Source organism: Pseudomonas sp. TH07 (genome assembly GCF_016651285.1).
Lineage (GTDB): Bacteria > Pseudomonadota > Gammaproteobacteria > Pseudomonadales > Pseudomonadaceae > Aquipseudomonas.
The window spans coordinates 2660254-2686856 of sequence record NZ_JAEKED010000001.1 but is presented as its reverse complement, the minus strand read 5'-3'; the positions used below and the strand labels follow the sequence as shown (position 1 = coordinate 2686856).

The 26603-nt window shown below is 61.7% G+C and carries 29 protein-coding genes; 11 read left to right on the top strand and 18 right to left on the bottom strand.

Features of this window, described 5'->3' with window-relative positions:
* Window positions 1–2 precede the first annotated feature (2 nt).
* From hisD to JFU57_RS12465, 9 genes are all read right to left on the bottom strand, one after another.
* Window positions 3–1331 carry a histidinol dehydrogenase gene (gene hisD, locus JFU57_RS12505; protein ID WP_020297154.1) on the bottom strand — a complete coding sequence of 443 codons (1329 nt, stop codon included), beginning with the start codon at window positions 1329–1331 and terminating at the stop codon, window positions 3–5.
* Between the two features lie 125 nt (window positions 1332–1456).
* The gene (hisG, locus tag JFU57_RS12500) at window positions 1457–2092 is read right to left on the bottom strand and encodes an ATP phosphoribosyltransferase (RefSeq protein WP_007901570.1); all 636 of its coding nucleotides are present in this window, start codon (window positions 2090–2092) and stop codon (window positions 1457–1459) included.
* A 211-nt stretch (window positions 2093–2303) separates the two neighbouring features.
* Entirely contained in the window at window positions 2304–3569 is a 1266-nt protein-coding gene (murA, locus tag JFU57_RS12495) for a UDP-N-acetylglucosamine 1-carboxyvinyltransferase (protein ID WP_020297153.1), read from the bottom strand.
* 22 nt (window positions 3570–3591) lie between these two features.
* A complete protein-coding gene (locus JFU57_RS12490; protein WP_020297152.1) occupies window positions 3592–3843 on the bottom strand; it encodes a BolA family protein in 252 nt (83 codons plus the stop codon).
* A 115-nt stretch (window positions 3844–3958) separates the two neighbouring features.
* Entirely contained in the window at window positions 3959–4264 is a 306-nt protein-coding gene (locus JFU57_RS12485; RefSeq protein WP_078469845.1) for an STAS domain-containing protein, read from the bottom strand.
* Entirely contained in the window at window positions 4261–4914 is a 654-nt protein-coding gene (locus JFU57_RS12480) for an MlaC/ttg2D family ABC transporter substrate-binding protein (RefSeq protein ID WP_020297150.1), read from the bottom strand. The genes JFU57_RS12485 and JFU57_RS12480 overlap by 4 nt, the downstream gene beginning before the upstream one ends.
* Window positions 4915–4925: 11 nt before the next feature.
* Window positions 4926–5393, bottom strand: a complete 468-nt coding sequence (gene mlaD, locus JFU57_RS12475) for an outer membrane lipid asymmetry maintenance protein MlaD (protein WP_020297149.1) — start codon at window positions 5391–5393, stop codon at window positions 4926–4928.
* Window positions 5393–6190, bottom strand: coding sequence for a lipid asymmetry maintenance ABC transporter permease subunit MlaE (mlaE, locus tag JFU57_RS12470; protein WP_020297148.1), 798 nt, complete (start codon window positions 6188–6190; stop codon window positions 5393–5395). The genes mlaD and mlaE overlap by 1 nt, the downstream gene beginning before the upstream one ends.
* Window positions 6190–6999 (bottom strand): ATP-binding cassette domain-containing protein, encoded by an 810-nt coding sequence (locus tag JFU57_RS12465; RefSeq protein WP_020297147.1) that lies wholly within the window; start codon window positions 6997–6999, stop codon window positions 6190–6192. Before JFU57_RS12465 ends, mlaE begins: the two co-directional genes overlap by 1 nt.
* Window positions 7000–7266: 267 nt before the next feature.
* Here JFU57_RS12465 and JFU57_RS12460 point away from each other — a divergent pair, with 267 nt between their 5' ends.
* From JFU57_RS12460 to JFU57_RS12415, 10 genes are all read left to right on the top strand, one after another.
* Window positions 7267–8241, top strand: a complete 975-nt coding sequence (locus JFU57_RS12460; RefSeq protein ID WP_020297146.1) for a KpsF/GutQ family sugar-phosphate isomerase — start codon at window positions 7267–7269, stop codon at window positions 8239–8241.
* Window positions 8241–8765, top strand: coding sequence for a KdsC family phosphatase (locus JFU57_RS12455; RefSeq protein WP_020297145.1), 525 nt, complete (start codon window positions 8241–8243; stop codon window positions 8763–8765). Before JFU57_RS12460 ends, JFU57_RS12455 begins: the two co-directional genes overlap by 1 nt.
* Window positions 8766–8773: 8 nt before the next feature.
* Window positions 8774–9346, top strand: coding sequence for an LPS export ABC transporter periplasmic protein LptC (gene lptC / locus JFU57_RS12450; protein ID WP_078469844.1), 573 nt, complete (start codon window positions 8774–8776; stop codon window positions 9344–9346).
* Window positions 9333–9878, top strand: coding sequence for a lipopolysaccharide transport periplasmic protein LptA (lptA, locus tag JFU57_RS12445; RefSeq protein WP_043229373.1), 546 nt, complete (start codon window positions 9333–9335; stop codon window positions 9876–9878). Before lptC ends, lptA begins: the two co-directional genes overlap by 14 nt.
* On the top strand, window positions 9878–10603 hold the full coding sequence (gene lptB, locus JFU57_RS12440) for an LPS export ABC transporter ATP-binding protein (protein WP_078469843.1): 726 nt from the start codon (window positions 9878–9880) through the stop codon (window positions 10601–10603). Before lptA ends, lptB begins: the two co-directional genes overlap by 1 nt.
* 182 nt (window positions 10604–10785) lie before the next feature.
* On the top strand, window positions 10786–12279 hold the full coding sequence (locus JFU57_RS12435) for an RNA polymerase factor sigma-54 (protein WP_020297141.1): 1494 nt from the start codon (window positions 10786–10788) through the stop codon (window positions 12277–12279).
* A 79-nt stretch (window positions 12280–12358) separates the two neighbouring features.
* Complete coding sequence (gene hpf / locus JFU57_RS12430) at window positions 12359–12664, top strand: ribosome hibernation-promoting factor, HPF/YfiA family (protein ID WP_016966642.1); 306 nt, start codon at window positions 12359–12361, stop codon at window positions 12662–12664.
* 12 nt (window positions 12665–12676) lie between these two features.
* Window positions 12677–13141 (top strand): PTS IIA-like nitrogen regulatory protein PtsN, encoded by a 465-nt coding sequence (gene ptsN / locus JFU57_RS12425; protein WP_020297140.1) that lies wholly within the window; start codon window positions 12677–12679, stop codon window positions 13139–13141.
* A 2-nt stretch (window positions 13142–13143) separates the two neighbouring features.
* Entirely contained in the window at window positions 13144–14001 is an 858-nt protein-coding gene (gene rapZ, locus JFU57_RS12420; RefSeq protein WP_020297139.1) for an RNase adapter RapZ, read from the top strand.
* Window positions 14002–14017: 16 nt separating this feature from the next.
* A complete protein-coding gene (locus JFU57_RS12415) occupies window positions 14018–14290 on the top strand; it encodes an HPr family phosphocarrier protein (protein WP_201129467.1) in 273 nt (90 codons plus the stop codon).
* Between the two features lie 64 nt (window positions 14291–14354).
* Here the strand turns inward: JFU57_RS12415 and JFU57_RS12410 are convergent, their stop codons facing one another.
* The 6 genes from JFU57_RS12410 to pmbA form a co-directional block, all read right to left on the bottom strand.
* Entirely contained in the window at window positions 14355–15248 is an 894-nt protein-coding gene (locus JFU57_RS12410) for a ZIP family metal transporter (RefSeq protein WP_201129465.1), read from the bottom strand.
* 31 nt (window positions 15249–15279) lie between these two features.
* A complete protein-coding gene (locus JFU57_RS12405; protein ID WP_020297136.1) occupies window positions 15280–15891 on the bottom strand; it encodes a superoxide dismutase in 612 nt (203 codons plus the stop codon).
* Between the two features lies 1 nt (window position 15892).
* Entirely contained in the window at window positions 15893–16342 is a 450-nt protein-coding gene (locus JFU57_RS12400) for a hypothetical protein (RefSeq protein ID WP_020297135.1), read from the bottom strand.
* A 30-nt stretch (window positions 16343–16372) separates the two neighbouring features.
* Window positions 16373–17749 carry a class II fumarate hydratase gene (locus JFU57_RS12395; protein WP_201129463.1) on the bottom strand — a complete coding sequence of 459 codons (1377 nt, stop codon included), beginning with the start codon at window positions 17747–17749 and terminating at the stop codon, window positions 16373–16375.
* A complete protein-coding gene (locus JFU57_RS12390) occupies window positions 17742–18137 on the bottom strand; it encodes a hypothetical protein (RefSeq protein WP_020297133.1) in 396 nt (131 codons plus the stop codon). Before JFU57_RS12390 ends, JFU57_RS12395 begins: the two co-directional genes overlap by 8 nt.
* Before the next feature lie 205 nt (window positions 18138–18342).
* Window positions 18343–19689, bottom strand: coding sequence for a metalloprotease PmbA (pmbA, locus tag JFU57_RS12385; RefSeq protein WP_020297132.1), 1347 nt, complete (start codon window positions 19687–19689; stop codon window positions 18343–18345).
* Between the two features lie 108 nt (window positions 19690–19797).
* Between pmbA and yjgA the strand changes: the two genes are divergently transcribed.
* Entirely contained in the window at window positions 19798–20319 is a 522-nt protein-coding gene (yjgA, locus tag JFU57_RS12380) for a ribosome biogenesis factor YjgA (RefSeq protein ID WP_020297131.1), read from the top strand.
* A gap of 63 nt (window positions 20320–20382) precedes the next feature.
* Here yjgA and tldD read toward each other — a convergent pair whose 3' ends face one another.
* The 3 genes from tldD to JFU57_RS12365 are packed head-to-tail and all read right to left on the bottom strand — an operon-like array spanning window position 20383 to window position 26553.
* A complete protein-coding gene (gene tldD / locus JFU57_RS12375) occupies window positions 20383–21825 on the bottom strand; it encodes a metalloprotease TldD (RefSeq protein ID WP_020297130.1) in 1443 nt (480 codons plus the stop codon).
* Between the two features lie 26 nt (window positions 21826–21851).
* Complete coding sequence (locus tag JFU57_RS12370; protein ID WP_078469838.1) at window positions 21852–22691, bottom strand: carbon-nitrogen hydrolase family protein; 840 nt, start codon at window positions 22689–22691, stop codon at window positions 21852–21854.
* 58 nt (window positions 22692–22749) lie between these two features.
* Window positions 22750–26553: a YhdP family protein gene (locus JFU57_RS12365; RefSeq protein ID WP_201129461.1), complete on the bottom strand. Its 3804-nt coding sequence runs from the start codon at window positions 26551–26553 to the stop codon at window positions 22750–22752.
* Window positions 26554–26603 lie beyond the last annotated feature (50 nt).

The window sequence follows — 26603 nt, the reverse complement described above, 5'->3', positions numbered from 1 at the left end:
GCTCATTGCCCCTGCTCTTGATCGTCGACGATGCGGTACTCGGCGCTGCGGGCGTGGGCGGTCAGCGACTCGCCACGGGCCAGCACGGAAGCGGTCTTGCCCAGTTCGGAAGCCCCCTGCTCGGAGCAGAAGATGATCGACGAACGTTTCTGGAAGTCATAAACCCCCAGCGGCGACGAGAAACGCGCGGTGCCGGAGGTCGGCAACACGTGGTTCGGGCCCGCGCAATAGTCGCCCAGGGCCTCCGAGGTGTGGCGTCCCATGAAGATCGCGCCAGCGTGGCGAATCTGCGGCAGCCAGGCTTGCGGGTCAGCCACCGACAGCTCCAGGTGTTCCGGGGCAATGCGGTTGGCGACGTCGATCGCCTGCTGCATGTCGCGCACCTTGATCAGGGCGCCACGGCCGTTGATCGAGGTGTTGATGATTTCGGCGCGCTCCATGGTCGGCAGCAGCTTGGCGATGCTCGCCGCCACGCGGTCGAGGAACTCGGCATCCGGGCTGACCAGGATCGCCTGGGCGTCCTCGTCGTGCTCGGCCTGGGAGAACAGGTCCATGGCGATCCAGTCCGGATCGGTCTGGCCATCGCACACCACCAGGATCTCCGACGGGCCGGCGATCATGTCGATCCCCACCTGGCCAAAGACGTGGCGCTTGGCGGTGGCGACATAGATGTTGCCCGGCCCCACCACCTTGTCCACCCGAGGCACGCTTTCAGTGCCGTAGGCCAGGGCGGCTACCGCCTGGGCGCCACCGATGGTGAAGACCCGGTCGACCCCGGCAATGCAGGCCGCGGCCAGCACCAGCTCATTGAGCTCGCCACGCGGGGTGGGCACCACCATCACCACTTCGGCGACACCGGCGACCTTGGCCGGAATCGCGTTCATCAGCACCGAAGACGGATAGGACGCCTTGCCACCCGGCACATAGAGCCCGGCACGGTCCAGAGGGGTGACTTTCTGGCCCAGCACCGTGCCGTCGGCCTCGGTGTAGGTCCAGGAATCCTGTTTCTGTTTTTCGTGGTAGCTGCGCACCCGAGCCGCAGCCTTTTCCAGGGCTTCGCGCTGGGCCACGGTGATGCGGGTCAAGGCCAGTTCCAGGCGCTCGCGCGGCAGGATCAGGTCGGCCATGGACGCCACTTGCAGGCCATCGAACTTTTCGGTGAACTCCACCAGCGCCGCATCGCCACGCTCGCGCACGGCCTTGATGATATCCAGCACCCGCTGATTGACCGAGTCGTCAGACACACTTTCCCAGCTCAGCAGATGATCCAGATGATGCGCGAAATCCGGGTCAGCAGCGTTGAGTCGGCGAATTGCAGTCGGTGCGGTCATAGCGAGAGCCTCATAGGAATGGCAAAAACTCAGGCGCCCGAAGCTACCATTCGATCCGCTTGGGCACCTGAGAATTCTGGCTATGAGGCGGATAGACGGGCGCAACTCAAGGTTGCGCGGGTAAATCAGCCGCGGTGTCGCGACTCCACTGCTTTGCGCAGGGTGTCGATCAACGCCTGGATACGGGCGTGTTGCATTTTCATCGATGCCTTGTTGACGATCAGCCGGGAGCTGATGTCGGCAATGAAATCCTGGGGTTCCAGGCCATTGGCGCGCAAGGTGTTGCCGGTGTCGACCACGTCGATGATCTTGTCGGCCAAGCCAATCAGCGGCGCCAGCTCCATGGAGCCGTAGAGCTTGATGATGTCGACCTGGCGGCCCTGCTCGGCGTAGTAACGCTTGGCAACGTTGACGAACTTGGTCGCCACCCGCAGCCGGCCCTTGGGCTCGACATCGCCGACCCGGCCCGCGGTCATCAGCTTGCACAGGGCGATACGCAGGTCCAGGGGCTCATACAGGCCCTGGCCGCCGTATTCCATCAACACATCTTTACCGGCCACGCCCAGGTCTGCAGCACCATGCTCGACGTAAGTCGGCACGTCGGTGGCACGCACGATCAGCAGGCGCACATCGGCCTGGGTCGTGGGGATGATCAGCTTGCGGCTCTTGTCCGGATTCTCGGTCGGCACGATACCCGCTTCAGCCAGAAGCGGCAGGGTGTCGTCCAGAATGCGGCCCTTGGACAGTGCGATGGTCAACATGGGAAACGTCAGTCCTTATCAGGCTACTGATGCCCGGTCGCAAACGGCGCCGGACACGCATCGAGGCCATTACAGCCTCGATGAAGCAAATCAGTTAACAGCAAACTGTGGCGAGGGAGCTTGCTCCCGCTGGGTCGCAAAGCGGCCCCAACAGCGGGACTGCTGCGCAGCCCAACGGGAGCAAGCTCCCTCGCCACAATTGCAGCAGAAACTAGCCCGGTACGCGGCGGATCTTGGCGCCGAGCATCTGCAGTTTCTCTTCGATGCACTCGTAACCACGGTCGATGTGGTAGATGCGGTCGATCAGGGTGTCGCCTTCGGCGATCAGGGCCGAAATCACCAGGCTGGCCGAAGCACGCAGGTCGGTGGCCATGACAGGCGCACCCTTGAGCTTCTCGGTGCCCGTGACGATGGCCGTGTTGCCTTCGACCTGGATCTTGGCGCCCATGCGGTGCAGTTCGTAAACGTGCATGAAGCGGTTTTCGAAGATGGTCTCGATCACCGCGCCAGTGCCTTCGGCAATCGCGTTGAGGGAGATGAACTGCGCCTGCATGTCGGTCGGGAACGCCGGGTACGGAGCGGTGCGCACGTTCACGGCTTTCGGCCGCTTGCCGTGCATGTTCAGTTCGATCCAGTCTTCGCCGCAGGTGATTTCAGCACCGGCTTCGCGCAGTTTTTCCAGCACGGCTTCGAGGATGGTCGGATCGGTGTCCTTGACCTTGACGCGGCCGCCGGTAACGGCTGCAGCCACCAGGTAGGTGCCGGTCTCGATACGGTCCGGCATCACCTTGTAGGTGGCCGGGTGCAGACGCTCGACGCCATCGATGGTGATGGTGTCGGTGCCGGCGCCGCTGATCTTGGCGCCCATGGCGATCAGGAAGTTCGCCAGGTCGATGACTTCAGGTTCGCGAGCGGCGTTTTGTAGCACACTGCGGCCTTTGGCCAGAGCGGCCGCCATCATGATGTTTTCGGTACCGGTCACACTGACGGTGTCGAAGAAGAAGTGCGCACCGCGCAGGCCGCCCTCAGGGGCCTTGGCCTTGATGTAGCCGCCTTCGACGTCAATCACCGCGCCCATGGCTTCCAGGCCACGGATGTGCAGGTCGACCGGACGCGAACCGATGGCGCAACCGCCAGGCAGGGCCACTTCGGCTTCGCCGAAACGGGCAACCATCGGGCCCAGTACCAGGATCGAGGCACGCATGGTTTTCACCAGCTCGTACGGTGCGATCAGGGTCTTGATGGTGCGCGGGTCGATTTCGACGCTGAGCTTCTCGTCGATCACCGGTTCGATGCCCATGCGACCGAACAGCTCGATCATGGTGGTGATGTCGTGCAAGTGCGGCAGGTTGGCCACAGTCACCGGGCCATCGCACAGCAGGGTAGCAGCCAGAATCGGCAGGGCGGAGTTCTTCGCCCCGGAGATGCGGATTTCGCCATCAAGACGAACACCGCCGGTAATAATCAATTTATCCATAAGAATCTCGACGCCCTTGGGCTCAGGTGCGCTCGGCCCAGGCCGCGCTGCTGAAAAATTTCATAGTGACCGCGTGGATGCTGCCATCGGCGATCCATGGGTTCAAATGGGCATAGATGCTCTGCTGACGCTTGACCGGGCTCAAAGCCACCAGTTCGTCACTAATCACGTTCAGCTGAAAGTTGCAGCCTTCGCCCTCAACTTCTACCTGTACTGATAAAAGAGTCTCGGACAGCTTTCCCTCAAGAAAGCTCTTCACTTCGGTGGCCTGCATGCTCAACCTCAATCGGCGCCCTGTGCGCGCGGGTCGCACATCATACAAAAAAGCCCCGCGCCTGCGAACCCCGCATAGCAGGACTCTGACGGGGGGCTTCTATAAAGGTGGGTTATTACGGATGGGTCAGGATTTCGGTGAGGCCGGAGACCTGGGCAATTTCACGCATGTCTTCGGGCAATCCACGAACGCTGACGGCCTTGCCAGCCGCCAGCCCATCACGCATGAACGCCAGCAGCAGCGCCAGACCGACGCTGCTGGACTTGGTCACCGCCGAGCAATCGAGCACCAATGTGGCGTCCTGGCTGGCCTTGATCAGCGACTGACCCTGCTTGCGCAGGCCCGGGCCGCTGCGGTAATCCAGCACTCCGCTAAGCAGCAATTCGCCAGCATTCCCCTGGCGGACGGCCGACTCGCTCATTGCGCGGCCTTCTGCGCGGCGTCTTCGGTCACTTCCTTGGCCTTGGCCACTTCACCGGCCCAACCGTTGATGGTTTTGTCCAGGTCGTTGCCATTGCGCTGCATGGCATCAGCGAACTGATCACGGAATAGCTTGCCGATATTGATGCCGTTGATGATCACGTTACGCACTTTCCACTCACCGTTGATTTTCTCAAGGGTGTAGGACACAGGGTAGATCGAGCCGTTGTTGCCCTTGACCTGCATGTCGACGCTGGTGCGGGTACCGCTTTCATCCTTGGCCGGAGATACGGTGATGCCCTGGTTGTTGTACTCGAGCAACGCATTGCCATAGAACTGCATCAGGCTGCGCTTGAAGTTTTCCTGGAAGCGCGCCATCTGCTCCGGGGTGGCCTTGCGCGAGTACTTCACGGTCATGATGCTGCGCGAAATGCCATCGGCATCCACCACCGGGCCAACGATGCCGTTGAGCGCCTGGTAGAACTCGCTTGGGCTCTGCTTGTACTTCTCTTTGTTGGCCGCCAGATCGGCGAGCAACCGGGTAGTGGTGTCCTGAACCAGTTCGTGCGCGGAAGGCGCAGCCACGGCGTTAGCCATCAACGGCAGTGCCGCGAGTAATACCAACAGGCCACGTCGCAAGGTAGAGATCATGGAAAAACTCCTCATTTGGCGTCTTTGCTAACGGTATTGAGCAGGAATTTACCGATCAGGTCCTCAAGTACCAGCGACGACTGGGTGTCATGGATGGTCCCGCCATCCTTGAGCAAGGCTTCTTCCCCACCGACGCTGATACCGATGTATTTCTCACCCAACAGGCCAGCCGTGAGAATAGATGCAGTGGAGTCAGTCGGCAGGTTATCTACGCGCTTTTCCACTTGCAGCGTCACACGACCGGTGAAACTGTCGCGATCCAGATCGATAGCCGTGACCTTGCCGATGGTCACACCGGCCATGGTCACTTTGGCTCTGACAGTCAAACCGGCGATATTGTCGAAATAGGCATAAAGTTTATAAGTATCGGTGGCTGCGCTCGGGGACAGGCCACTGACCCGCAGCGCCAGCAACAGCAAAGCCAGGATGCCAGCCAGCAAGAAAAGGCCGACACCGATTTCCAGGGTGCGGTTTTGCATCAGAAATCTCCAAACATCAAGGCGGTCAGAATAAAGTCCAGGCCGAGTACAGCCAATGAGGCATACACCACGGTCTTGGTAGTGGCACGACTGATCCCTTCTGAAGTGGGCTCACAGTCATAACCTTGGAATACGGCGATCCATGTCACGACGAACGCAAAGACAATGCTTTTAATAACACCATTGAGCACGTCACCGCTGAACGTCACGCTATTTTGCATGTTCGACCAGTAGGAACCCTCATAGACTCCCAACCAATCGACGGCCACCCACGAACCACCCCAGATCCCGACCACGCTGAAAATGATCGCCAGCAACGGCAGGGAAATGAAGCCGGCCCACAAACGCGGGGCGACGATGTATTTGAGCGGGTCCACGCCAATCATTTCCAGGCTGGACAGCTGCTCAGTAGATTTCATGTTGCCGATTTCCGCCGTCAGCGCCGATCCGGCACGCCCGGCGAACAGCAGCGCAGTCACCACCGGCCCCAGTTCGCGCAACAGCGTCAGGGCGACCATCTGCCCTACTGCCTGCTCCGACCCGTAGCTGGACAGGATATTGAAGCCTTGCAGCGCCAACACCATGCCGATGAATACCCCGGAGACCACAATGATCACCAGCGACATCACGCCCACGGCATGCAGTTGCTTGATCAACAGGCCAAAACTGCCGCCGATGCCGCCGCGCCCCAGCAAGGCGTGAAACAGAAACAGCGTGGAACGCCCTAGCACCGAAACCACATCGATGCCCGAACGACCGAAGAGGCGAACCCTCTCCACTAAAGATATCTTGCGCATCAGCGCTTCCCCAGAAGATCTGCGCGGTAGTCCGGCGCTGGAAAGTGAAAGGGTACCGGACCGTCGGGGTCGCCTTTCATAAACTGGCGGATGCGCGGATTATCGGACCCCATCAGCTCATCGGGCGTGCCCTGCCCCAATACCTGGCCATCGCCGACCACATAGATGTAATCGGCAATGCTCGCGGTTTCTGCAAGATCGTGTGACACAACGATGCTGGTAATGCCCAGCGCGTCGTTGAGCAGGCGAATCAGGCGCACCAGAACCCCCATGGCAATCGGGTCCTGGCCCACGAACGGCTCGTCATACATGAGGATCTGCGGGTCCAGGGCGATCGCCCGGGCCAATGCCACGCGACGCTTCATGCCGCCGGACAGCTCATCGGGCATCAATTCGATGGCGCCACGCAGCCCGACCGCCTGCAGCTTGAGCAGGACGATGTCGCGGATCATTTCATCCGGCAGCTGGGTATGGACCCGCAGCGGGAATGCAACGTTCTCGAACACGTCCAGATCGGTAAAAAGCGCGCCACTCTGGAACAGCACGCCCATTTGCTTGCGTGCGTCGAACAGGTCGCTGCGTGAGAGCTCCGGCAGATTCTGGCCGTTGACCCACACTTCACCGGCGCTGGGGCGTAATTGCGCGCCCATCAGGCGCAGCAGGGTGGTCTTTCCGCAACCGGAAGGCCCCATGATCCCGGTGACCTTGCCCCGCGGAATACGAATATCCACGTTATTGAAGATGCTGCGCGTACCGCGCTTGAAGGACAGCCCCTTCAGCTCGACCGCGTAGGCGTTATCGGCACTCATCTAAACTCCTTGCGATGCAGCCTATCACTCGGGCGCTAGGCTCCCTGCCGGGAGTTGATTCACCCGGGGCAGGCCGAACTGGCGGCGAACTATATCATTGCTGATACGGAGCCCCCAAGGCCGAAGCCTCGGCTATTCAGCCACACGACAGGCAAAAAACCAGGCCTTTCCTTAGTTACCCCCAAGAAAGGCTGACGAACTTGCGTGAGGGAATTGATCATTACCGCTATAATCGCCGCCTTTTCATCAGGCTATACGATTTCTGACATGAGCCAATCCAGCGACCTGATTCAATCGGCACAACGCACCATCCGCCTCGAAGTTGAAGCAGTAGAAGCCCTGCTGCCCCTTATCGACGCTGATTTCGTACGCGCTTGCGAGATGATTCTGGCCAGCAAAGGCCGCGTAGTCGTGGTCGGCATGGGCAAATCCGGGCATATCGGCAACAAGATCGCCGCGACCCTGGCCAGCACCGGCACCACGGCGTTTTTTGTCCACCCGGCCGAAGCCAGCCATGGCGACATGGGCATGATTACCCGGGACGACGTAATCCTGGCCCTGTCCAATTCGGGCTCGACCAATGAAATCGTGACCCTGTTGCCGCTGATCAAGCGCCTGGGCATCCAGCTCATCAGCCTCACCGGCAACCCGGACTCACCGCTGGCCAAGGCCGCCGAGGTCAATCTCAACGTCCACGTTGAACACGAAGCCTGCCCGCTGAACCTGGCGCCGACCTCTTCCACCACTGCCGCCCTGGTCATGGGCGACGCCCTGGCCGTGGCACTGCTGGAAGCCCGCGGCTTTACCGCCGAAGACTTCGCGTTTTCCCATCCGGGCGGCGCCCTGGGTCGTCGCCTGCTGCTGAAAGTCGAGAACGTGATGCACGCCGGCAGCGAACTGCCCCTGGTGCAACGCGGCACCCTGCTCAAGGACGCGCTCATGGAAATGACCCGCAAGGGCCTGGGCATGACCGCGATCATCGAGGCCGACGGGCGCCTGGCCGGGATCTTCACGGACGGTGACCTGCGCCGCACCCTGGATCGCACCATTGATATCCACCATGCGACCATCGATGAAGTCATGACCCTTCATGGCAAGACCGCTCGTGCCGATATGCTGGCAGCCGAAGCGCTGAAAATCATGGAAGACCATCGAATCAACGCACTGGTAGTGGTGGACAAGGAGGACCGACCTATCGGCGCCTTCAACCTGTCCGACCTGCTGCGTGCCGGAGTAATGTGATGAGTGCCGACCTGCTGCAACGTGGCAAAAACATCAAGCTGGCGATTTTTGACGTCGACGGCGTACTGACCGACGGTCGCCTGTACTTCCTCGAAGACGGCAGCGAGTTCAAGACCTTCAACACCCTCGACGGCCAGGGCATCAAGATGCTGATGGCCGCTGGCGTGCAGACCGCAATCATCAGCGGACGCAAGACTCCGGTGGTCGAGCGCCGGGCCAAGAACCTGGGAATTCCCCATCTGTACCAAGGCCGCGAAGACAAGCTGGTGGTACTCGACGAGCTACTTGGCCAACTCGGCCTAAGCTATGACCAGGTCGCCTACCTCGGTGACGATCTGCCGGACTTGCCGGTAATCCGCCGCGTCGGCCTGGGCATGGCCGTGGCCAATGCTGCAAGTTTCGTCCGCGAACACGCCCACGGCATCACCCAGGCCCGTGGCGGCGAAGGTGCCGCGCGCGAATTCTGCGAGCTGATCCTGCGCGCCCAAGGCAGCCTTGAAGCGGCCAACGCCGCCTACTTATAGAGCCTTTTATGCTGAGCAAAAAGATTCGCAACATTCTGCTGTTCGGGGTCCTTGCCGCGTTGTTCGCGGCCGTCGGCTACTGGAATATCAGTCCGGAACGCTTCCTCGACAAGCCAGTGGCACAGGTCGACGAGAGCGCCATCGACTATTACGCGGTCAACGCCCGCAGCGTGCAGTACCTGCCCGACGGCAAAATGCAGTACGAGATGACGTCCGACAAGGTCGAGCACCTGAAGGCCACCGAAGTTACCCTGCTGACCAAGCCGGACCTGCAGATGTACCGCGGCACCACCTTTCCCTGGCATGTCCAGAGCGAACGCGGCGAGGTCAACCCGGACGGCACTGAAGTCGAGCTGATCGATTCGGTACGGGTCGCACGCACCGATGAGAAAAATCGCACGGTACTGATTACCACTACCCGCATGACAGTATTCCCGCAGAAGCAATATGCGCAGACCGAGCAAGCCGTTAGAATCGACGGCGCCGGGGGCGTGACTACGGCCAAGGGAATGAAAGCGTATTTGAAAGACGGCAGGATGAACCTGCTATCGAACGTAAGAGGACAGTATGAGGCTCGTTAAAACCCTCCCTATTTTGCTCAGTCTGGGCGCAGCACTGGGAAGCGTGAGCGCCTGGGCTCTGCCGAACGATAGCCAACAACCTATCCGTATTCAGGCCGATGACGCGCAACTCGATGACCGCCAGGGCATCGCCACCTACAAGGGCGATGTGATCATCACCCAGGGCTCGATGAAGATCACCGGCAATACCGTGACCATCACCCGCACCGCGTCCGGTGAAATCGACGTGGTGACCTCGGTGGGCAACCTGGCGTATTTCGAGCAGTTGCAGAAAGCCACCGACCCCAAACCGGTACAGGCCTACGCCGTGACCATTCAGTACCACGCTGCGCAAAACCGCATCGTACTGATCGACAAGGCCAAGGTGATCAACGACGGCAACACCACCGAAGGCGAGAAAATCGTCTACGACACCGTCAAGCAGGTCGCCAACGCCGGTCGCGCCAATGGCAGCTCGGTCACCGCGCCACGTCCGCGGATCGATATGGTCATCCAGCCGAAAAAGAAAACTGACGAGCAAAAGGCCCAGTAATGGCAACTCTGAAAGCTCAGCATCTGGCCAAGAGCTACAAGAGCCGTCAGGTCGTGCGTGACGTCAGCCTGTCCATCGACAGCGGTCAGATCGTCGGCCTGCTCGGCCCCAACGGCGCCGGCAAGACCACCTGCTTCTACATGATCGTCGGCCTGGTCCAGGCCGATCAGGGCCGTGTGCTGATCGACGACCTCGACGTCAGCCACCAGCCCATGCACGGCCGCGCCCGTGCCGGCATCGGCTACCTGCCCCAGGAAGCGTCGATCTTTCGCAAGCTGTCGGTCGCCGACAACATCATGGCCATCCTCGAGACCCGCAAGGAGCTCGACAAGGCCGGCCGCCGCAAGGAACTGGAAAGCCTGCTCCAGGAGTTCCACATCCACCACATTCGCGACAACCTCGGCATGAGCCTGTCCGGTGGTGAACGCCGCCGGGTGGAAATCGCCCGCGCCCTGGCCACATCGCCGAAATTCATCCTGCTCGACGAACCTTTCGCCGGCGTGGACCCGATCTCGGTCGGCGACATCAAGCAGATCATCCATCACCTCAAGGCCAAGGGCATTGGTGTACTGATCACCGACCACAATGTCCGGGAAACCCTCGATATCTGCGAAACCGCCTACATCGTCAGCGACGGTCAGCTGATCGCCGAGGGCACGCCCGAAACCATCCTGGCCAACGAATTGGTCAAGGAAGTGTATCTGGGCCATGAGTTCCGCCTGTAAGCACTGAGGTGTTTGGCTAGTCGCCAGAGCGCCACCTTCAATAAATCCCTACAAATTTTATTGTTACCGCGCTCTAGGCAAACACTTCAGTTTCAGGCATATAATTTGCTTATGTTTGGCGCTCACGCGCCCTGTAGTGGATGGCGCATGTGCGCCGGCGAATAAGGTGTTAAGCCCCTGCCATGAAACCATCGCTAGTCCTGAGAATGGGCCAGCAGCTGACGATGACACCGCAGCTGCAACAGGCCATCCGCCTGCTCCAATTGTCGACCCTGGACCTGCAACAGGAAATCCAGGAGGCCTTGGAGTCCAATCCGATGCTCGAACGCCAGGAAGAAGGCGACGACTTCGACAACACCGACCCTCTGGCCGACAACGCCGAGCAAAAACCCAACACCGACATCCAGGAACCCTCCTACCAGGAAACCGCCCCCACGGTGGACAACCTCGAGGACGGCGAGTGGAACGAGCGCATTCCCAACGAATTGCCAGTGGATACCGCCTGGGAAGACGTTTACCAGACCAGCGCCAGCAGCCTGCCCAGCAACGATGATGACGAGTGGGACTTCACCACCCGCACCTCGGCCGGCGAAAGCCTGCAGAGCCACCTGCTGTGGCAACTGAACCTGGCGCCGATGTCCGACACCGACCGCCTGATTGCCGTAACCCTGATCGACTGCATCAATAACCAGGGCTACCTGGACGAAACCCTCGAGGAAATCCTCGAAGCCTTCGATCCGGAGCTGGACATCGAGCTGGACGAGATCGAAGCCGTCCTGCACCGCATCCAGCAATTCGAGCCGGCCGGCATCGGCGCACGCACCCTGGGTGAGTGCCTGTTGTTACAACTGCGCCAGCTGCCAGCCAAGACGCCTTGGCTGAGCGAGGCACAACGCCTGGTCAGCGACTACATCGACCTGCTGGGCAGCCGCGACTACAGCCAACTGATGCGCCGCATGAAGCTCAAGGAAGACGAGCTGCGCCAGGTTATCGAACTGGTACAGAGTCTGAACCCGCGTCCCGGCTCGCAGATCGAGTCTGCCGAGGCCGAGTACGTGGTCCCTGACGTGATCGTACGCAAGGACAACGAGCGCTGGCTGGTCGAGCTGAACCAGGAATCAGTACCGCGCCTGCGGGTCAACCCGCAGTACGCAGGCTTCGTGCGCCGTGCCGACAGCAGCGCCGACAACACTTTCATGCGCAATCAGCTGCAAGAGGCCCGCTGGTTCATCAAGAGCCTGCAAAGCCGCAACGAAACCCTGATGAAAGTCGCGACCCAGATCGTCGAGCATCAGCGCGGCTTCCTCGAGTACGGCGACGAAGCGATGAAGCCGTTGGTCCTGCACGACATCGCCGAAGCGGTGGGCATGCACGAATCGACGATTTCCCGGGTGACCACGCAAAAATTCATGCATACCCCACGGGGTATTTATGAACTGAAATACTTTTTCTCCAGCCACGTAAGTACCTCCGAAGGCGGTGAATGCTCGTCCACGGCGATTCGCGCGATCATCAAAAAACTGGTGGCCGCGGAAAATCAGAAAAAGCCGTTGAGTGACAGCAAGATCGCTGGTTTACTGGAGGCACAAGGCATTCAGGTAGCCCGTCGTACCGTCGCCAAGTACCGCGAATCCCTTGGGATCGCGCCTTCCAGCGAACGGAAGCGGTTGATGTAACCGCCGGGCTCGCCACAGCGTTCCAGTGGCAGGCAACCCAGCCTGCCGCTTTATGCACTGGCAACGAAGGAGAAGCTGTATGCAAGTCAACATCAGTGGACACCAACTGGAAGTGACCGAGCCCCTGCGCGCTTACATCGGCGAAAAACTCGACCGACTGGAGCGGCACTTTGACAAGATTACCAATGTGCAGGTAACGATGGCTGTCGAGAAACTGAAGCAGAAAATCGAAGCCACCTTGCACATCCACGGTGGGGAGGTTGTCGCCAATGCAGAACATGACGATATGTATGCCGCGATCGACCTGCTCACGGATAAGCTGGACCGCCAACTGAAAAAGCATAAGGAAAAGCAACTCCACCTTCTCCAAGGCACGGGTCGCTAACACTCCCCTCCCATGATCCGACTTGAAAGTATCCTGACCCCCGGCCGTTCCCTCGTGAACGTGCCGGGCGGCAGTAAAAAACGCGCCCTCGAACAAATTGCCAACCTGATCAGCCGTGAAGTGCCGGATCTGGAGATGCAGGATGTCTTCGAGAGCCTGATTGCCCGTGAAAAACTCGGTTCCACCGGTTTTGGCAACGGCATCGCCATTCCACATTGCCGCCTCAAAGGCTGCGAGTCGCCCATCAGTGCGTTGATGCACCTGGACGCTCCCATCGATTTCGACGCCATCGACGGCGCTCCGGTCGACCTGCTGTTCGTACTGCTGGTCCCCGAAGCTGCCACCGATGCGCACCTGGAACTGCTGCGGCAGATCGCCAGCATGCTTGATCGCAAGGAAGTGCGTGACAGGCTGCGCAGCGCCGACAGCAACCAAGCCCTGTATCAGGTAGTCCTGGACGAGCAGAACGGTCAGTAACCATGCGCTTGATCATTGTCAGCGGCCGCTCCGGCTCCGGTAAAAGTACCGCCCTCGCTGTCCTGGAGGATAACGGCTACTACTGCATCGACAACTTGCCGGCAGGCCTGCTGCCGGAGTTGGCCGAGCGTGCGTTGATCCACACCGAGCTGGCGCAACCGCTGGTGGCGGTATCGATCGATGCGCGCAACCTGCCAAGCCACCTGTCACGCTTCCCCGAGCTGTTGGAAGAAGTGCGCAGCCGGCACATCCAGTGCGATGTGCTGTACCTGGACGCCGACGAGGAGACCCTGCTCAAGCGGTTCTCGGAAACCCGCCGCCGCCACCCGCTGAGCAGCGCCAATCGCTCCCTGGCCGAGGCGATTCAGGACGAAACCCAACTCCTGGGCCCGATCGTCGACCTGGCCGACCTGACCATCAACACCACTAATCTGAACCTGTATCAGCTGCGCGACACCATCAAGTTGCGCCTGCTGAACCAGCCGGAGCCGGGCACCGCGTTTCTGGTGGAGTCCTTTGGCTTCAAGCGGGGCATGCCGGTGGATGCCGACCTGGTGTTCGACGTGCGCTGCCTGCCCAACCCCTACTGGAAGCCCGAATTGCGCGACCAGTCAGGACTGGACCAGCCTGTAGCCGATTATCTGGCCGCACAGCCCGATGTCGAAGACATGTTCCAGGACATCTCCAGCTACCTGCTCAAATGGTTGCCACGCTTTGCCGCCAGCAACCGCGCTTACGTCACTATTGCCATTGGCTGCACGGGCGGGCATCACCGCTCGGTCTACCTGACCGAACGCCTGGGCCAGGTCCTGCAACAATCCCTGAAGAACGTCCAGGTTCGCCACCGCGACCTTAGCTGAAAGGACCACCACCGCGATGCCTGCTCTGGAAATTGAAATCATCAACAAACTGGGCTTGCATGCCCGGGCCTCTGCAAAATTTGTCGGTGTGGCCGGCCAGTTTCCGTGCCAGATCAGGGCGGGCAGGACTCCCGAGTCCATGGTCGACGGTAAAAGCATCATGGCAATGATGATGTTGGCGGCAGGCAAAGGCACCCGCATTCATCTGAAAACCGAAGGCGAGCAAGAGCAGGAAGCGCTGGATGCGCTGGTGGCATTGATCAACAATTATTTCGACGAAGGCGAGTAAGCAACGCCCTCGGCGCGTCGACTGTCCAGCCGACGCGCACCAGGCCAGGCCTCTATTTAGCTCGTCAGGCCAGCGCCGTATCCATCACCATCATCAGACAGAAACCGATGCACAGCCCCAGGCTCGCAAGCTTCTCGTGACCGTTGCGCCGCGACTCGGGAATCACTTCGTGGGTCACCACCAGCAACATGGCGCCTGCGGCCAGCGCCAGGCCCAGGGGCAACAGGATCTCGGCCAGGCTCACCAGCCAGGCGCAGAGCAAGGCAAACACCGGTTCGACCAGGCCTGAGGCCGCGCCAATCAGGAATGCCTTGACCCGCGACATCCCGGCCCCCGCCAACACCAGCGCGATGACCAGGCCTTCCGGCACATCCTGCAATGCGATGCCCATGGCCAGGCTGTCGGCGTCGGGCATGCCGCCACCGGCAGACACCCCCACCGCCATGCCTTCCGGGATGTTGTGGGCGATGATCGCGAACACAAACAGCCAGATACGCGGAGGAATCACCGGATGCCCCGGTGTGCCAACCAGCATTTCCGGGCTGGCCCCCGAGACCTTGCGGTCCACCAGAAACAGGCCGAAGGCACCGAGCATGATGCCCAGGCTGATCAGTCCGCTGGAGCCCCATGGCGACAGGCCAAGGCTCGTGGCGGCGGCAATTCCCGGCACAATCAGGGAAAACGCCGTCGCCGCAAGCATCACCCCGGCACCGAAACCCAGCAGCGTGTCGTTGAGCGCCTGGGGCATCTTGCGAATGACCAGCACCGGGACCGCCCCCAATGCCGTGCCCAGGGCACAGAGCGCCCCACCTTCCAGGGCCCGCAACAGTTTCGGCTCCAGATCCAGCCAGCTCAGGCCCTTGGCCACCAGCAATGCGGTACCCGCCAACAGCAACAACGAACCAAACGCATAACGAAACATTCGCACGCTGCTGATCGCCAGTGTTTCAGTGCCCATAGTCGGCCTTAGATCTTTTTATGGTGAGGGTTCAAACCAGCGCGGCCTGGTAGCGCTGAGCGACTTCCGGCCAATGGACGACGTTGTAGAACGCGTTGATGTATTCCGGGCGACGGTTCTGGTAGCGCAGGTAGTAGGCGTGCTCCCACACGTCCAGGCCGAGGATCGGCGTATTGCCGTTCATCAGCGGGCTGTCCTGGTTACCGCTGCTTTCCACCACCAGGGTCTTTTGCGGCGTCACGCTGAGCCAGGCCCAGCCGCTGCCAAAGCGGGTCAGTGCGGCTTTGGTGAAGGCTTCCTTGAAACTCTCGAAGCCCCCCAACTGCTCGTCGATTGCACGCCCCAGGTCGCCCTCCGGCTTGCCACCGCCATTGGGCGCCATGACTGCCCAGAACAACGAGTGGTTGGCATGTCCGCCGCCCTGGTTGATCACCGCGGCACGCAGTTTTTCCGGCAACTGCTGAACGCTGGCCACCAGCTTTTCTACCGACCAGTCAGCCCACTCGGTGCCTTCGACAGCCGCGTTGAGGTTGTTGATGTAGGTCTGGTGGTGCTTGGTGTAGTGGATTTCCATGGTCTGCGCATCGATATGCGGTTCCAGGGCGTCATAGGCGTAGGGCAAGGCAGGCAAGGTAAAAGACATATCAATGTACTCCGTAATAAGGGCCGTTCGAGGTCGCGGGGCCGGAGGCCAGTTGCGCGACATTGCTCTCCAGCAAGCGGTGGGTACGCGGGTATTCGCCGTGCTCGCTGATGAAATTGAGCAGCTCGACATAGGTCTTGCTGCTCTGGCGCAATGCCGCCTCGCGCAAGGCCGGGGCCAGGCGCGCATCCTGCATGGTCTGCAACAGCCGCTGATGGATGGCGCACAGGTACTCCGCGCTCTCCTCCGGCTGGTTCAGGCGCAGATGCAGATCCGCCAGGTTGTGATGGGAAATGACGCAGGCCGCCACCGCTTCGTCGGCATTCGACCAACGCTCGAACAACACCTGGGCCAGGGCCAGCGCCTGCAGGTAATACTCGCGAGCGTCCACCAGATCGCCTTGGGTGAAGAAGCGATTGGCCCTTTCGATCGTGCGTTTCCAGTGCTCCATGGTGAGCCTCCAAAGCAGTGACGGGGGGAGTTAAACGCCGCCCGCGGTGAGCTTTTCCGGATCCAGCAGAACTTCCAGTTGGCTGCGCGACAGGTCGGTGTGTTCAAGCGCCACGTCGATGACCGGGCGCCCTTGCTTGTAAGCGGTCTTGGCGATCTCGGCGGCCTTCTGGTAACCGATGATCGGGTTCAGCGCGGTGACCAGGATCGGGTTGCGCGCCAACGCTTCTTTGATTTTGGCCTCGTTGACCTTGAAGCTGGCGATGGCCTTGTCCGCCAGCAGGCGGCTGGCATTGGCCATCAACTCGATGCTGCTCAGCAGGTTTTGCGCAATGATCGGCAGCATCACGTTCAATTCGAAGTTGCCCGACTGGCCGGCGACGGTAATCACCGAGTCGTTGCCGATCACCTGTGCCGCAACCATGGCCGTGGCTTCAGGAATCACCGGATTGACCTTGCCCGGCATGATCGAACTGCCCGGCTGCAAGGCTTCCAGCTCGATCTCACCGAGGCCGGCCAGGGGGCCCGAGTTCATCCAGCGCAGGTCGTTGGCGATTTTCATCAGGGACACGGCAACCGCCTTGAGCTGACCGGAAACCGCAACGGCGGTGTCCTGGGAGCCGATCAGGGCGAACAGGTTTTTACCTGGAGTGAATTGCACCTGGGTCAGCTTGCTCAGTTGCTGGCTGAAGCGCGCGGCAAATTGCGGGTGAGCGTTGATCCCGGTGCCCACCGCAGTGCCGCCCTGGGCCAGGGCTTGCAGGCTTGGCAGCAAGTCCTGCAGGTGGCCGATATTGGCCTTGAGTTGTTGCGCCCAACCTTCCAGGACCTGGCTCATGCGCACCGGCATGGCGTCCATCAGGTGGGTGCGGCCAGTCTTGATGAACGGGTGCACCTCCACGGCCTTGCGTTCGATGACCTGCACCAGGTGTAGCAGCGCCGGCAGCAACTGCTCATGCAGGGTCAGTGCCGCGCTGACATGGATGGTGGTGGGGATGATGTCGTTGCTGCTCTGTCCGCAGTTCACGTGGTCATTCGGGTTGACCGGCTCACCCAGCAGGCGGCTGGCCAGCGTCGCGATCACTTCGTTGGCGTTCATGTTGGAGCTGGTGCCGGAGCCGGTCTGGAAGATATCCACCGGGAAATGCTGCATGTAGTCGCCTTCCAGCAAGCCCTGGGCGGCGTCGACGATGGCCTTGCCCTGGGCAGGGCTGATTTGCTCGAGCTCGACGTTGGCCCGGGCCGCTGCGGCCTTGGCCAGGATCAGGGCGCGAATGAACTGCGCCGGCATGCGTTGGTGGCTGATCGGAAAGTTATCCACCGCGCGCTGGGTCTGGGCGCCATACAGCGCCTGCTCCGGGACCTGCAACTCGCCCATGCTGTCGCGTTCGATACGGGTATTACTCATCGGGAAATCCTTGCACCAGTTCATTCAGAGGGATGGAAGGCTGCAGCGAGCAGGTCGCCAACTGCCAGGCATAGCTTTGCCAGCGTTTGAGCCGGCATTTGCACAGGGACAGGCGCTCCAGGTCGCGCAACGGCCGCCAGGCCTGGTCCATGCACTGGCTGCGCCAATGCCAGGGCAGGGCCGTATCGGCGGCGGTGTCGAGCAGGAGCCGCAAAGAAGTTTCGGCCACAGTCCAGGGCGAGGTAGCCGTGCAACAGGCCAGATAGCGCCCTTCGGCCAGGTAATGCTCGATCAGACGCGGCTCGTCCGGATCGAGGGCGCAACGGATCTGGCGACTCATCCAGCGCCAGCTTTCGAGGTAAGGCTGCTCGTGCAAGGCAGAACTCATGACCTGGGCTCATTCAATAATGAGATTTATTATTAAATGATATTGAGAATCAAAACAAGCGCGGTCGTCTCGGCCATTGCAGAATCCGCCGCGACGGGTTGCAGCCACATGCCGGAATTCACAGCGCAGATCACCGGTAAATCCCGAGCAAAAAAAAACGCGCCATCCCGCAAAGGAAGGCGCGTTTCGGTGACAGCAGGAGCGTTTAGCTGCCGGCGACGGTCATGCGTTCGATCAGTACCGAGCCGGTGCGGATGTTGCTACGCAGCTCCAGATCGTTACCTACGGCGACGATCTGCTTGAACATGTCACGCATATTGCCGGCAATGGTCACTTCCTGGACTGCGAACTGGATCTCGCCGTTCTCGACCCAGAACCCGGCCGCGCCACGGGAGTAATCGCCAGTGACCATATTCAGGCCGTGTCCCATCAGCTCGGTCACCAACAGTCCGCGCCCCATGCGCCGCAGCAGTGCCGCCTGGTCTTCATCGCCATGGGTGATGAACAGGTTGTGCACGCCGCCGGCGTTGGCGGTGCTGGGCAGGCCGAGTTTGCGACCGGAATAGGTGCCGAGGATGTAGGACACCAGCTCGCCGTCCTGAACGAACGGCTTGGCATAGGTGGCCAGGCCGTCGCCGTCGAACGCCGAGCTGCCCATGGCGCGCATCAGGTGCGGCCGCTCATCGATGGTCAGCCACTGCGGGAACAACTGCTGGCCCAGGGCGCCTTCGAGGAACGACGATTTGCGGTACAGATTGCCCCCCGAAATCGCCCCCAGGAAACTGCCGAACAGGCCGCCGGCCAGCTCCGCGGAGAACAGCACCGGCACTTCACAGGTCGGGACCGGGCGCGCGCCCAGGCGGCTCGCGGCCCGTTGTGCAGCGCGCTGACCGATGCTGACCGGGTCAGCCAGCAATTCGCCCTGGCGGCTCACGTCGTACCAATAGTCGCGCTGCATCTGGCCATCGGCTTCAGCGATCATCACGCAGCTCAGGCTATGACGAGTCGAGGCGTAACCGCCGACAAACCCATGGCTGTTGCCATACACGCGGCAGCCTTGATGGGTGCTCAAGGTGGTGCCATCGGCATTCTTGATCCGGCTGTCGGCAGCAAAGGCCGCCGCTTCGCAGGCCAGGGCCTGTTCAATGGCTTGTTCGGGAGTGATGTCCCAGGCGTGGAAAAGGTCGAAATCCTGCAGGTTGGTGGCCATCAAGGACGCATCGGCCAGGCCCGAGGCCTCGTCTTCCGAGGTGTGCTTGGCGATGGCCAACGCGGCGGCCACGGTTTCGCGGATCGCATCCGGGCCACTGGCCGAGGTGCTGGCCGAGCCTTTGCGCTGCCCCACATAGAGGGTGATGCCAAAGCCCTGGTCGCGGTTGAACTCCACGGTCTCGACTTCGCGCTGGCGCACCGAGGTCGACAGGCCCTGCTCCAGGGACACCGCCACTTCACAGGCACTGGCGCCCTGGCGCTTGGCTTCGGCAATGATCTGCTCGACTTGTTCCTGCAGTGCCGGCAAAGCTTGTGGGCCGACGCTTTCTGCTGCACTCATGGTGTTCTCCACTCAAATTCTGCTTTCGGTTAAGGCCTTCGAGCGACCGGGCCGGACAAGCGGCCCCCGACTGGTTATCATGGCGGCGTTTCTTTGCGGACTGCCACCATGGTTGATTCTTACGACGACTCCCTCGATGGGGAGAAAAGCAAATCCCAGGTCAAACGCGAGCTGCATGCTCTGGTTGACCTCGGCGAGCGCCTTACAACACTCAAGCCTGACTTGCTGGCAAAACTGCCTTTGACCGACGCCATGCGCCGGGCCCTGGCCGATGCGCCCAAGCACACCGCGAATATCGCGCGTAAACGGCACCTCATGTTCATCGGCAAGCTGATGCGCGATCAGGACACTGCCGCCATTCTGGTCTTGCTCGATCAACTCGATGCCTCCACCCGGCAGTACAACGAACGCTTCCACGGCCTGGAACGCTGGCGCGATCGCTTGATCGCAGGCGATGACGGCGTGCTGGAGAAGTTTGTCATCGACTACCCCGAGGCTGATCGCCAGCAATTGCGCTCCCTGATCCGTCAGGCCCAGCACGAACTGGCGCATAACAAGCCACCGGCGTCGAGCCGTAAAATCTTCAAGTACATCCGCGAGCTGGACGAGACTCAACGCGGTCTGCGCTGAAGCCTTGACCAGGTGGGTTGCCTTGCAGCCCACCCGCAGCTCGCAGGTTTTCAAGCGTCGCTATCAGGACCCCGTGCCACCCACGGTGATCGCGTCGATTTTCAAGGTTGGCTGACCGACACCTACCGGTACCGACTGCCCATCCTTGCCACAGGTCCCTACCCCGCTATCCAGTGACAGGTCATTACCGACCATCGACACCTTGCTCATGGCTTCCGGGCCATTGCCGATCAGGGTCGCGCCTTTGACCGGTGCGGTGATCTTGCCGTCTTCGATCAGGTACGCCTCGCTGGTGGAGAACACAAACTTGCCGCTGGTGATATCCACCTGGCCGCCCCCCAAATTGGCGCAGTAGATGCCGCGTTTGACCGAGGCGATGATTTCTTCTGGGTCGCTTTCGCCAGCCAGCATGTAGGTGTTGGTCATGCGTGGCATCGGCAGGTGCGCGTAAGACTCACGGCGACCGTTGCCGGTGCGGGCCACGCCCATCAACCGGGCATTGAGTTTGTCTTGCATGTAGCCCTTGAGGACGCCGTTTTCGATCAGGGTCGTGCACTCGGTCGGCGTGCCTTCGTCATCCACGGTCAGCGAGCCGCGGCGCCCGGCCAGGGTGCCGTCGTCGACGATGGTGCAAAGCTTGGAGGCAACCATTTCGCCCATGCGCCCGCTGTAGGCTGAACTGCCCTTGCGGTTGAAGTCGCCTTCCAGGCCGTGGCCGACCGCTTCGTGCAGCAGCACCCCCGACCAGCCTGAACCCAGGACCACCGGCAAGGTGCCGGCCGGAGCCGGGATGGCTTCCAGGTTGACCAGGGCCTGGCGCAGTGCTTCACGGGCGTAGCCCATGGCACGGTCTTCGGCGAGGAAGTAACGGTAGTCGGTACGCCCACCACCGCCGTGGCCGCCGCGCTCGCGACGGCCGTTCTGCTCGACGATCACGCTGACGTTGAAGCGCACCAGCGGACGCACATCCGCCGCCAGGCTGCCATCGGTGGACGCAACGAGAATGCGTTCCCAGACCCCGGCCATGCTCACGCTGACCTGTTGGATCCGTGGGTCCAGAGCCCGGGTCGCCACATCGATGCGCTTGAGCAGCTCGACCTTTTCGGCGCGGCTGATGACTTCCAGGGGGTTGTCCGGCGCGTACAACTGGGCCACATCCTGGGTGCTGAACGCCTGCACGCTGCCGTTTTGTCCGGCCCGGGAAATCGAACGCGCGGCGCGGGCGGCCAGGCCCAGGGCTTCCAGGGTGATGGCATTGCTGTAGGCAAAGCCGGTTTTTTCACCGGACTGCGCCCGCACGCCAACGCCCTGGTCGAGATTGAAGCTGCCTTCCTTGACGATGCCGTCTTCCAGGGACCAGGACTCGGAGATCTGACCCTGGAAATACAGATCTGCCGCATCGATGCCCGGGCCGGCCAGATCGCCAAGCACGCCTTGCAGGCTTTCGATGGTCACGCCGCCGGGGGCTAAAAGGTGTTCACTGACTGAGGACAACAACCCGCTCATATGTTTTGGCCTTAAATTCGTCGTTCTTATGCAAGTCGCTGCGCGCCTTGCGAGAAAAAGCGCCGGTGACTGGCCACCGGCATCCGCGCCCGTATGGACGCCTGTTCGCTGCTATCGCGTTCGGCCAGCAGCACGGCCTCGCCTTGATCCTGCTGTGCCAGCACCCGTCCCCAAGGGTCGACGATGGCGGCATGGCCATGGGTCTCCCGAGGCCCCGGATGAGTACCACCCTGGGCGGCCGCCAGCAGGTAGCACTGGGTTTCGATGGCCCGGGCCCGTATCAGCACCTCCCAATGCGCGGCCCCGGTGACTGCGGTAAAGGCCGACGGCGCGGTGATCAGCTCGGCCCCGGCCGCACGCAGTTCGCTGTACAGCTCGGGGAAACGCAGGTCGTAACATACCGACAGGCCTACACGACCGACCGGGGTATCGGCCACCACCACTCGCTCTCCATGAGCATAGTCATCCGACTCGCGGTAACGCCCACGATTGTCGGCCACGTCGACATCAAACAGGTGCAGCTTGTCGTAGCGCGCCACCGTCTCACCGTGCTCATTCACCAGCAGCGAGCAGGCATTGGCCTTGCCCTGCGGCTGATCCACCGGCGGCAGGGGCAACGTGCCGGCGACTATCCATAACTTGAGGTCGCAAGCGGTCTGTTTCAACCAGGGCAGGATCGGGCCTTCGCCCAAGGCTTCGGCGCGCCCAATGGCTGCGGCGTCGCGGCGGCCCATGGCGGCGAAGTTTTCCGGCAGCACCGCCAGCTTTGCGCCACCGGCGGCGGCTTGTTCGAGCAGGCGGCGAGCCGCCTGCAAATTGGCCAGCACATCGCTCTGGCTGACCATTTGAATCACCGCAAGAGACATGGCGCACTCCGAATGGGGGATGCGGCCATGCTACTCCATGGGCCTGGGCCGTGGTTTCTCAAAAGGGCTTGTCGAAGGTGATTTTCGGCTCTTTCCATGGCCCTTTGACGTTGTATTTGACGCTGGCGAAGCGCGCCACACGGTCACCGATCAGCTTGTCGATCAGAAACAGCGCACCACCGATCGCCGGCGCCCCGACGATCAAAGCTGCAATCGGCAGGTTGTTGGTCACCGGCAAGGTCACCAGCAGCTTGGCATCCACCTGGTCAGCCACCATGTCCAGGGTGCCATTGAGCTCCAGGTTGCTCGACGGCCCGGCCAAGGTGATGGGCTCGCGAGTCACGTAGACACCGTTGCTCGCCACCAGCAAACCCTTCACCCGGTCGTAGCTCAAGCCCTTGCCGAACAGGTCGGAGAAGTCCAGGCGCAAGCGCCGGCCGATGGAGTTGAAGTTGAGCAGGCCAAATACCCGCAGCGCCTGCGCGCCCCCTTCGACTTCCACGAACTGGCCCTTGCGCAAGGTCGCGTCGAGGGTGCCGGAGAAGCGCTTGAGGCCGACCCAGGCCGGCGAACCCGGCCAGCGACCGTCGACATCCAGATGGAAATCCTCACTGGTCACCGTCGGTGCAAAGCCCCAGCCCTTGAGCACGTCTGCCAGGTTCTTGCCCCCCAGGCGCCCCTTGAACCAGCTGTTGCTGGCACCGGCCTGGCCTTCCCAGCCGCCGTCACCCTGCAACACCATGCCCTTGAGGCCCAGGTCCAGGCTGTTGAAGGCCATGCCCTTGGGCGTTGGCCGAACCTTGAGCGCCCAGGCGCCGATCAGGTCGGGCCCCTGGAACAACTGAGCGATGGAAATATCCAGCGCCGGGACTTGCTTGGGGTCGACCGAGGCCAGCGGGTCCGGGGCGTTTTCGTCGGCCTGCGCCGTCGGGTCCGCCGCCGGCAGTCGCACATACTGCATGTTGATCGCCATCGGTGCGGACTTGGCATCGGGAATCCCGACATTGCCCTTGGCCTGCTGGCTGTCGATCTGCAAGGCCCAGGCCGCCGGTTTGCGCTGCAACTGCAGGCTGACCTGATCCAGGGTGGTACCGAATGCACTGAGTTTGCCGACCTTGAACTCTGCTCCGCTCAGCAGTTGCTTGGCGCTGCCGCCAGGGTCCTGTCCGGCGTAACGATCGACCAGGGCCTTCCACGGTTCCACGTCCAGCTCGGACAACACCCCGCGAATCCGCAGGCCTTTGGCGACCGGCAGGATCGCCTCGCCACTGCCCAGGAACAGCTCGCCACGACCGGCGGCGAAATTGCTGCCAGGCGCGGCAAAGGTAAAGTCGGCCAGCTCGCCGTATTTGAACCAGTAACGCCGTTCGGCGCCTTGCAAGGTCATGCGGAACACGCTGTCGCGACCCATGCTGGCAGGCATGCCGAAGGGTGCCGGCAGATCCACCGCCAGCCCTTTGAGGCTGGAACTGACCATCATCTGGCTGTCGGCGCCATCCAGGGTCAATTGCAGTTGATAGGGCACTTCACCGGACACCGGCAACGGCTGGCCGACCTTCAGCCAGTCGGTGAGTTTCTTGACCGCGACCTGACCTTTGGCGACCACCCGTGTACTGAGCTTGCCGCCCTTGCCGTCCGCGAAGATCTGCGCCGTCACCGGACGCTCGAACGCCTGGGCACTGATGTCCTGGCCGCTCAGGCCCTTGCTGCTGTCAAAGCGGAAGTCGCCCTTGAGTTGGGTCAGCTCCAGCTCCGGCTCACTGAGTTTCAAGCGGGATTTATCGGTCTTGAAGTCCACCAGGATCTTCGGCTCGTCACCCTTGGCCAGGGGAATATCCAGCTTCAGCTTGCCCTTGAGGTCGCCCTCGCCTTGCCAGCCGGCAAAGGTCGAACCGGTACCGATCGGTGCGTCCTGGAGAATTTTCAGGCCGTCGCCCAGCCCACCGGCAAACTCGCCATCGAGGTACATATGGCTGATCTGCCCGCTGGGCACATGGGGGATGTTGACGTAGACATCACGTACCTGGGTGTCGAGCAACTGCCCCTTGCTGGCCAGGATGCGCACACCGCTGTCTTCGATAAACACATCGCCACTGACTTTGCCGACATGGGGCCAGCCCGGTTGGAACGCCAGTTCGGCGTCATGCACCTTGAAGAACAGGCTGATACTGCGGGCGGTATCCAGGGCGCCGTGATTCAGCGAGCCCTGGTACTGGAAGAAGCCTTCGTCGACCGCGCCCTTGAGGATCGCGGTCCGTAACCACTCGTCCAGCGCCGGGCTCAACACCTGCGGCAGGTACTTGGCGGTGTAGCGCCCATCCCCCTCCAGCAGGCCGACCCGCAGATCCATGTAGTCTTCCTGGGTGTGGTCGAAATGCAGGCGGATCAGGAAGTCGCCGGCGATCTTGCCCTCCTCGCCCAGCACCTTGAGGTACGGCGCAACCAGGGTGAAACCTTGTTTGTCGAGCTTCCAGGTCAGCCGGGCATTGGCCTGAATGTACTGCCAGGGTTTGGCGAAGATGGGGTAGAGGTGCAGGGAAAAATCCTTGCTGTCCATGCGCAGCTCGCCCTGGCCCAGGTCGCCGCTGATGCTGCCGCTCACGTTACGCGCCGCCGGTGCCCCGTAGTAGGCATCGAACCCGACCCGCTCCAGGTTGGCGGCAAAGCTCAGGCGTTGATCGCCGGTTTCTTGCGGACGGTAGTCGAGCAGCACATTGCGCATGACACCTGTGACCTTCAGCGCATCGACCGCCTTGGCCACCCCTTCCGGCAACGGCGCCAGGGCATCGATGAGCGGGGTCAGCGGGGTCAGGTCCAGGCGATCGGCCTGCAGGTGCCACAGCTCCTGCACCTGCTCCGCCGCATGGGTCTGTTGCAACTGGATGCGCGACTGCCAGCGCGTCTCGCCCAGGTTCAGGGCCAGGGAATCGAGCAGTACGCTGAAACCTTTATCACTGCGCTGGAAGTAGGCATTGAGCGCCAGGTTTTTCAGGGTCACCGGCTTGCGTTCGGCGTAGGCGCCGCTGACCTGAGGAGCATTGAGGCGCACCACGGCACTTTGCACGGTTCCCTCGCCCCAGCTCAGCCAGAACTCGCCGCCCGCCTTGAGCTCGGACAGCTTCCACTGTTCGGTCAAGCGGGCCGGCAACCAGCGCGCCCAGTCACTTTGCGGCAGGCTCAAGTAGGCATCGGCCTGCCCATCGCGCCACTGGCTAGCCCGGATCCGGGTTTGCAGGTTGAGCGCCACCGGCTGGCCGTCAGGCAGGGTCAGGCGCGCCTCCAGGCGTTGACGGCTAGCGCCGGTCCTCAGCTCAAGGCCGACATAGGTCAGGCTGATCGGCCCATGATCGAGCGGCTGCAGAGTGACCTGGCTGTCGAGCACCGACAGCCGGGCGACCATTTGCATGCGATTGAGCAGTTGCTCGGGGTCCAGCGGCTGGTCCTGCTGCATCGGCAAGCCTTCCAGCTGCCAACGGCCGTCGGAGTTTTCCTTGAGATTCAGGTTCAGGCCGTTGAGCTCGAGGCGGCCGATGCGCACTTCCCACGCCAGCAGGCTGGCCAGCACGTCCGGCGCGACCCGCACCTGGTCCAGGCGCAAGGCATTGGCACTTTCACCAACCATCACGTCACGGGCCACCAGCACCGGTGACAAACCGTTCCAGCTGCCTTCCAGGGCGCCGATGTGCACGGGCAGGCCCAGCGCCTGCTGCGCCTTGTCCTCGACTTCGGCACGGTATTCGGCGACCAGCGGGGTCAGCTCGCGGCCGAGACTGACGTACAGCGCAGCCAGCACCAGCAGCACCGCGCAAAGCCCAAGCCCCCAGCGAATCAGTGCGGCGAACAGGCGGATCAACCGCTCCATGTCAGTGGGCTCCCAAGGCAATAGTCATGCAAAAAGCTGAAGCCAGCCGT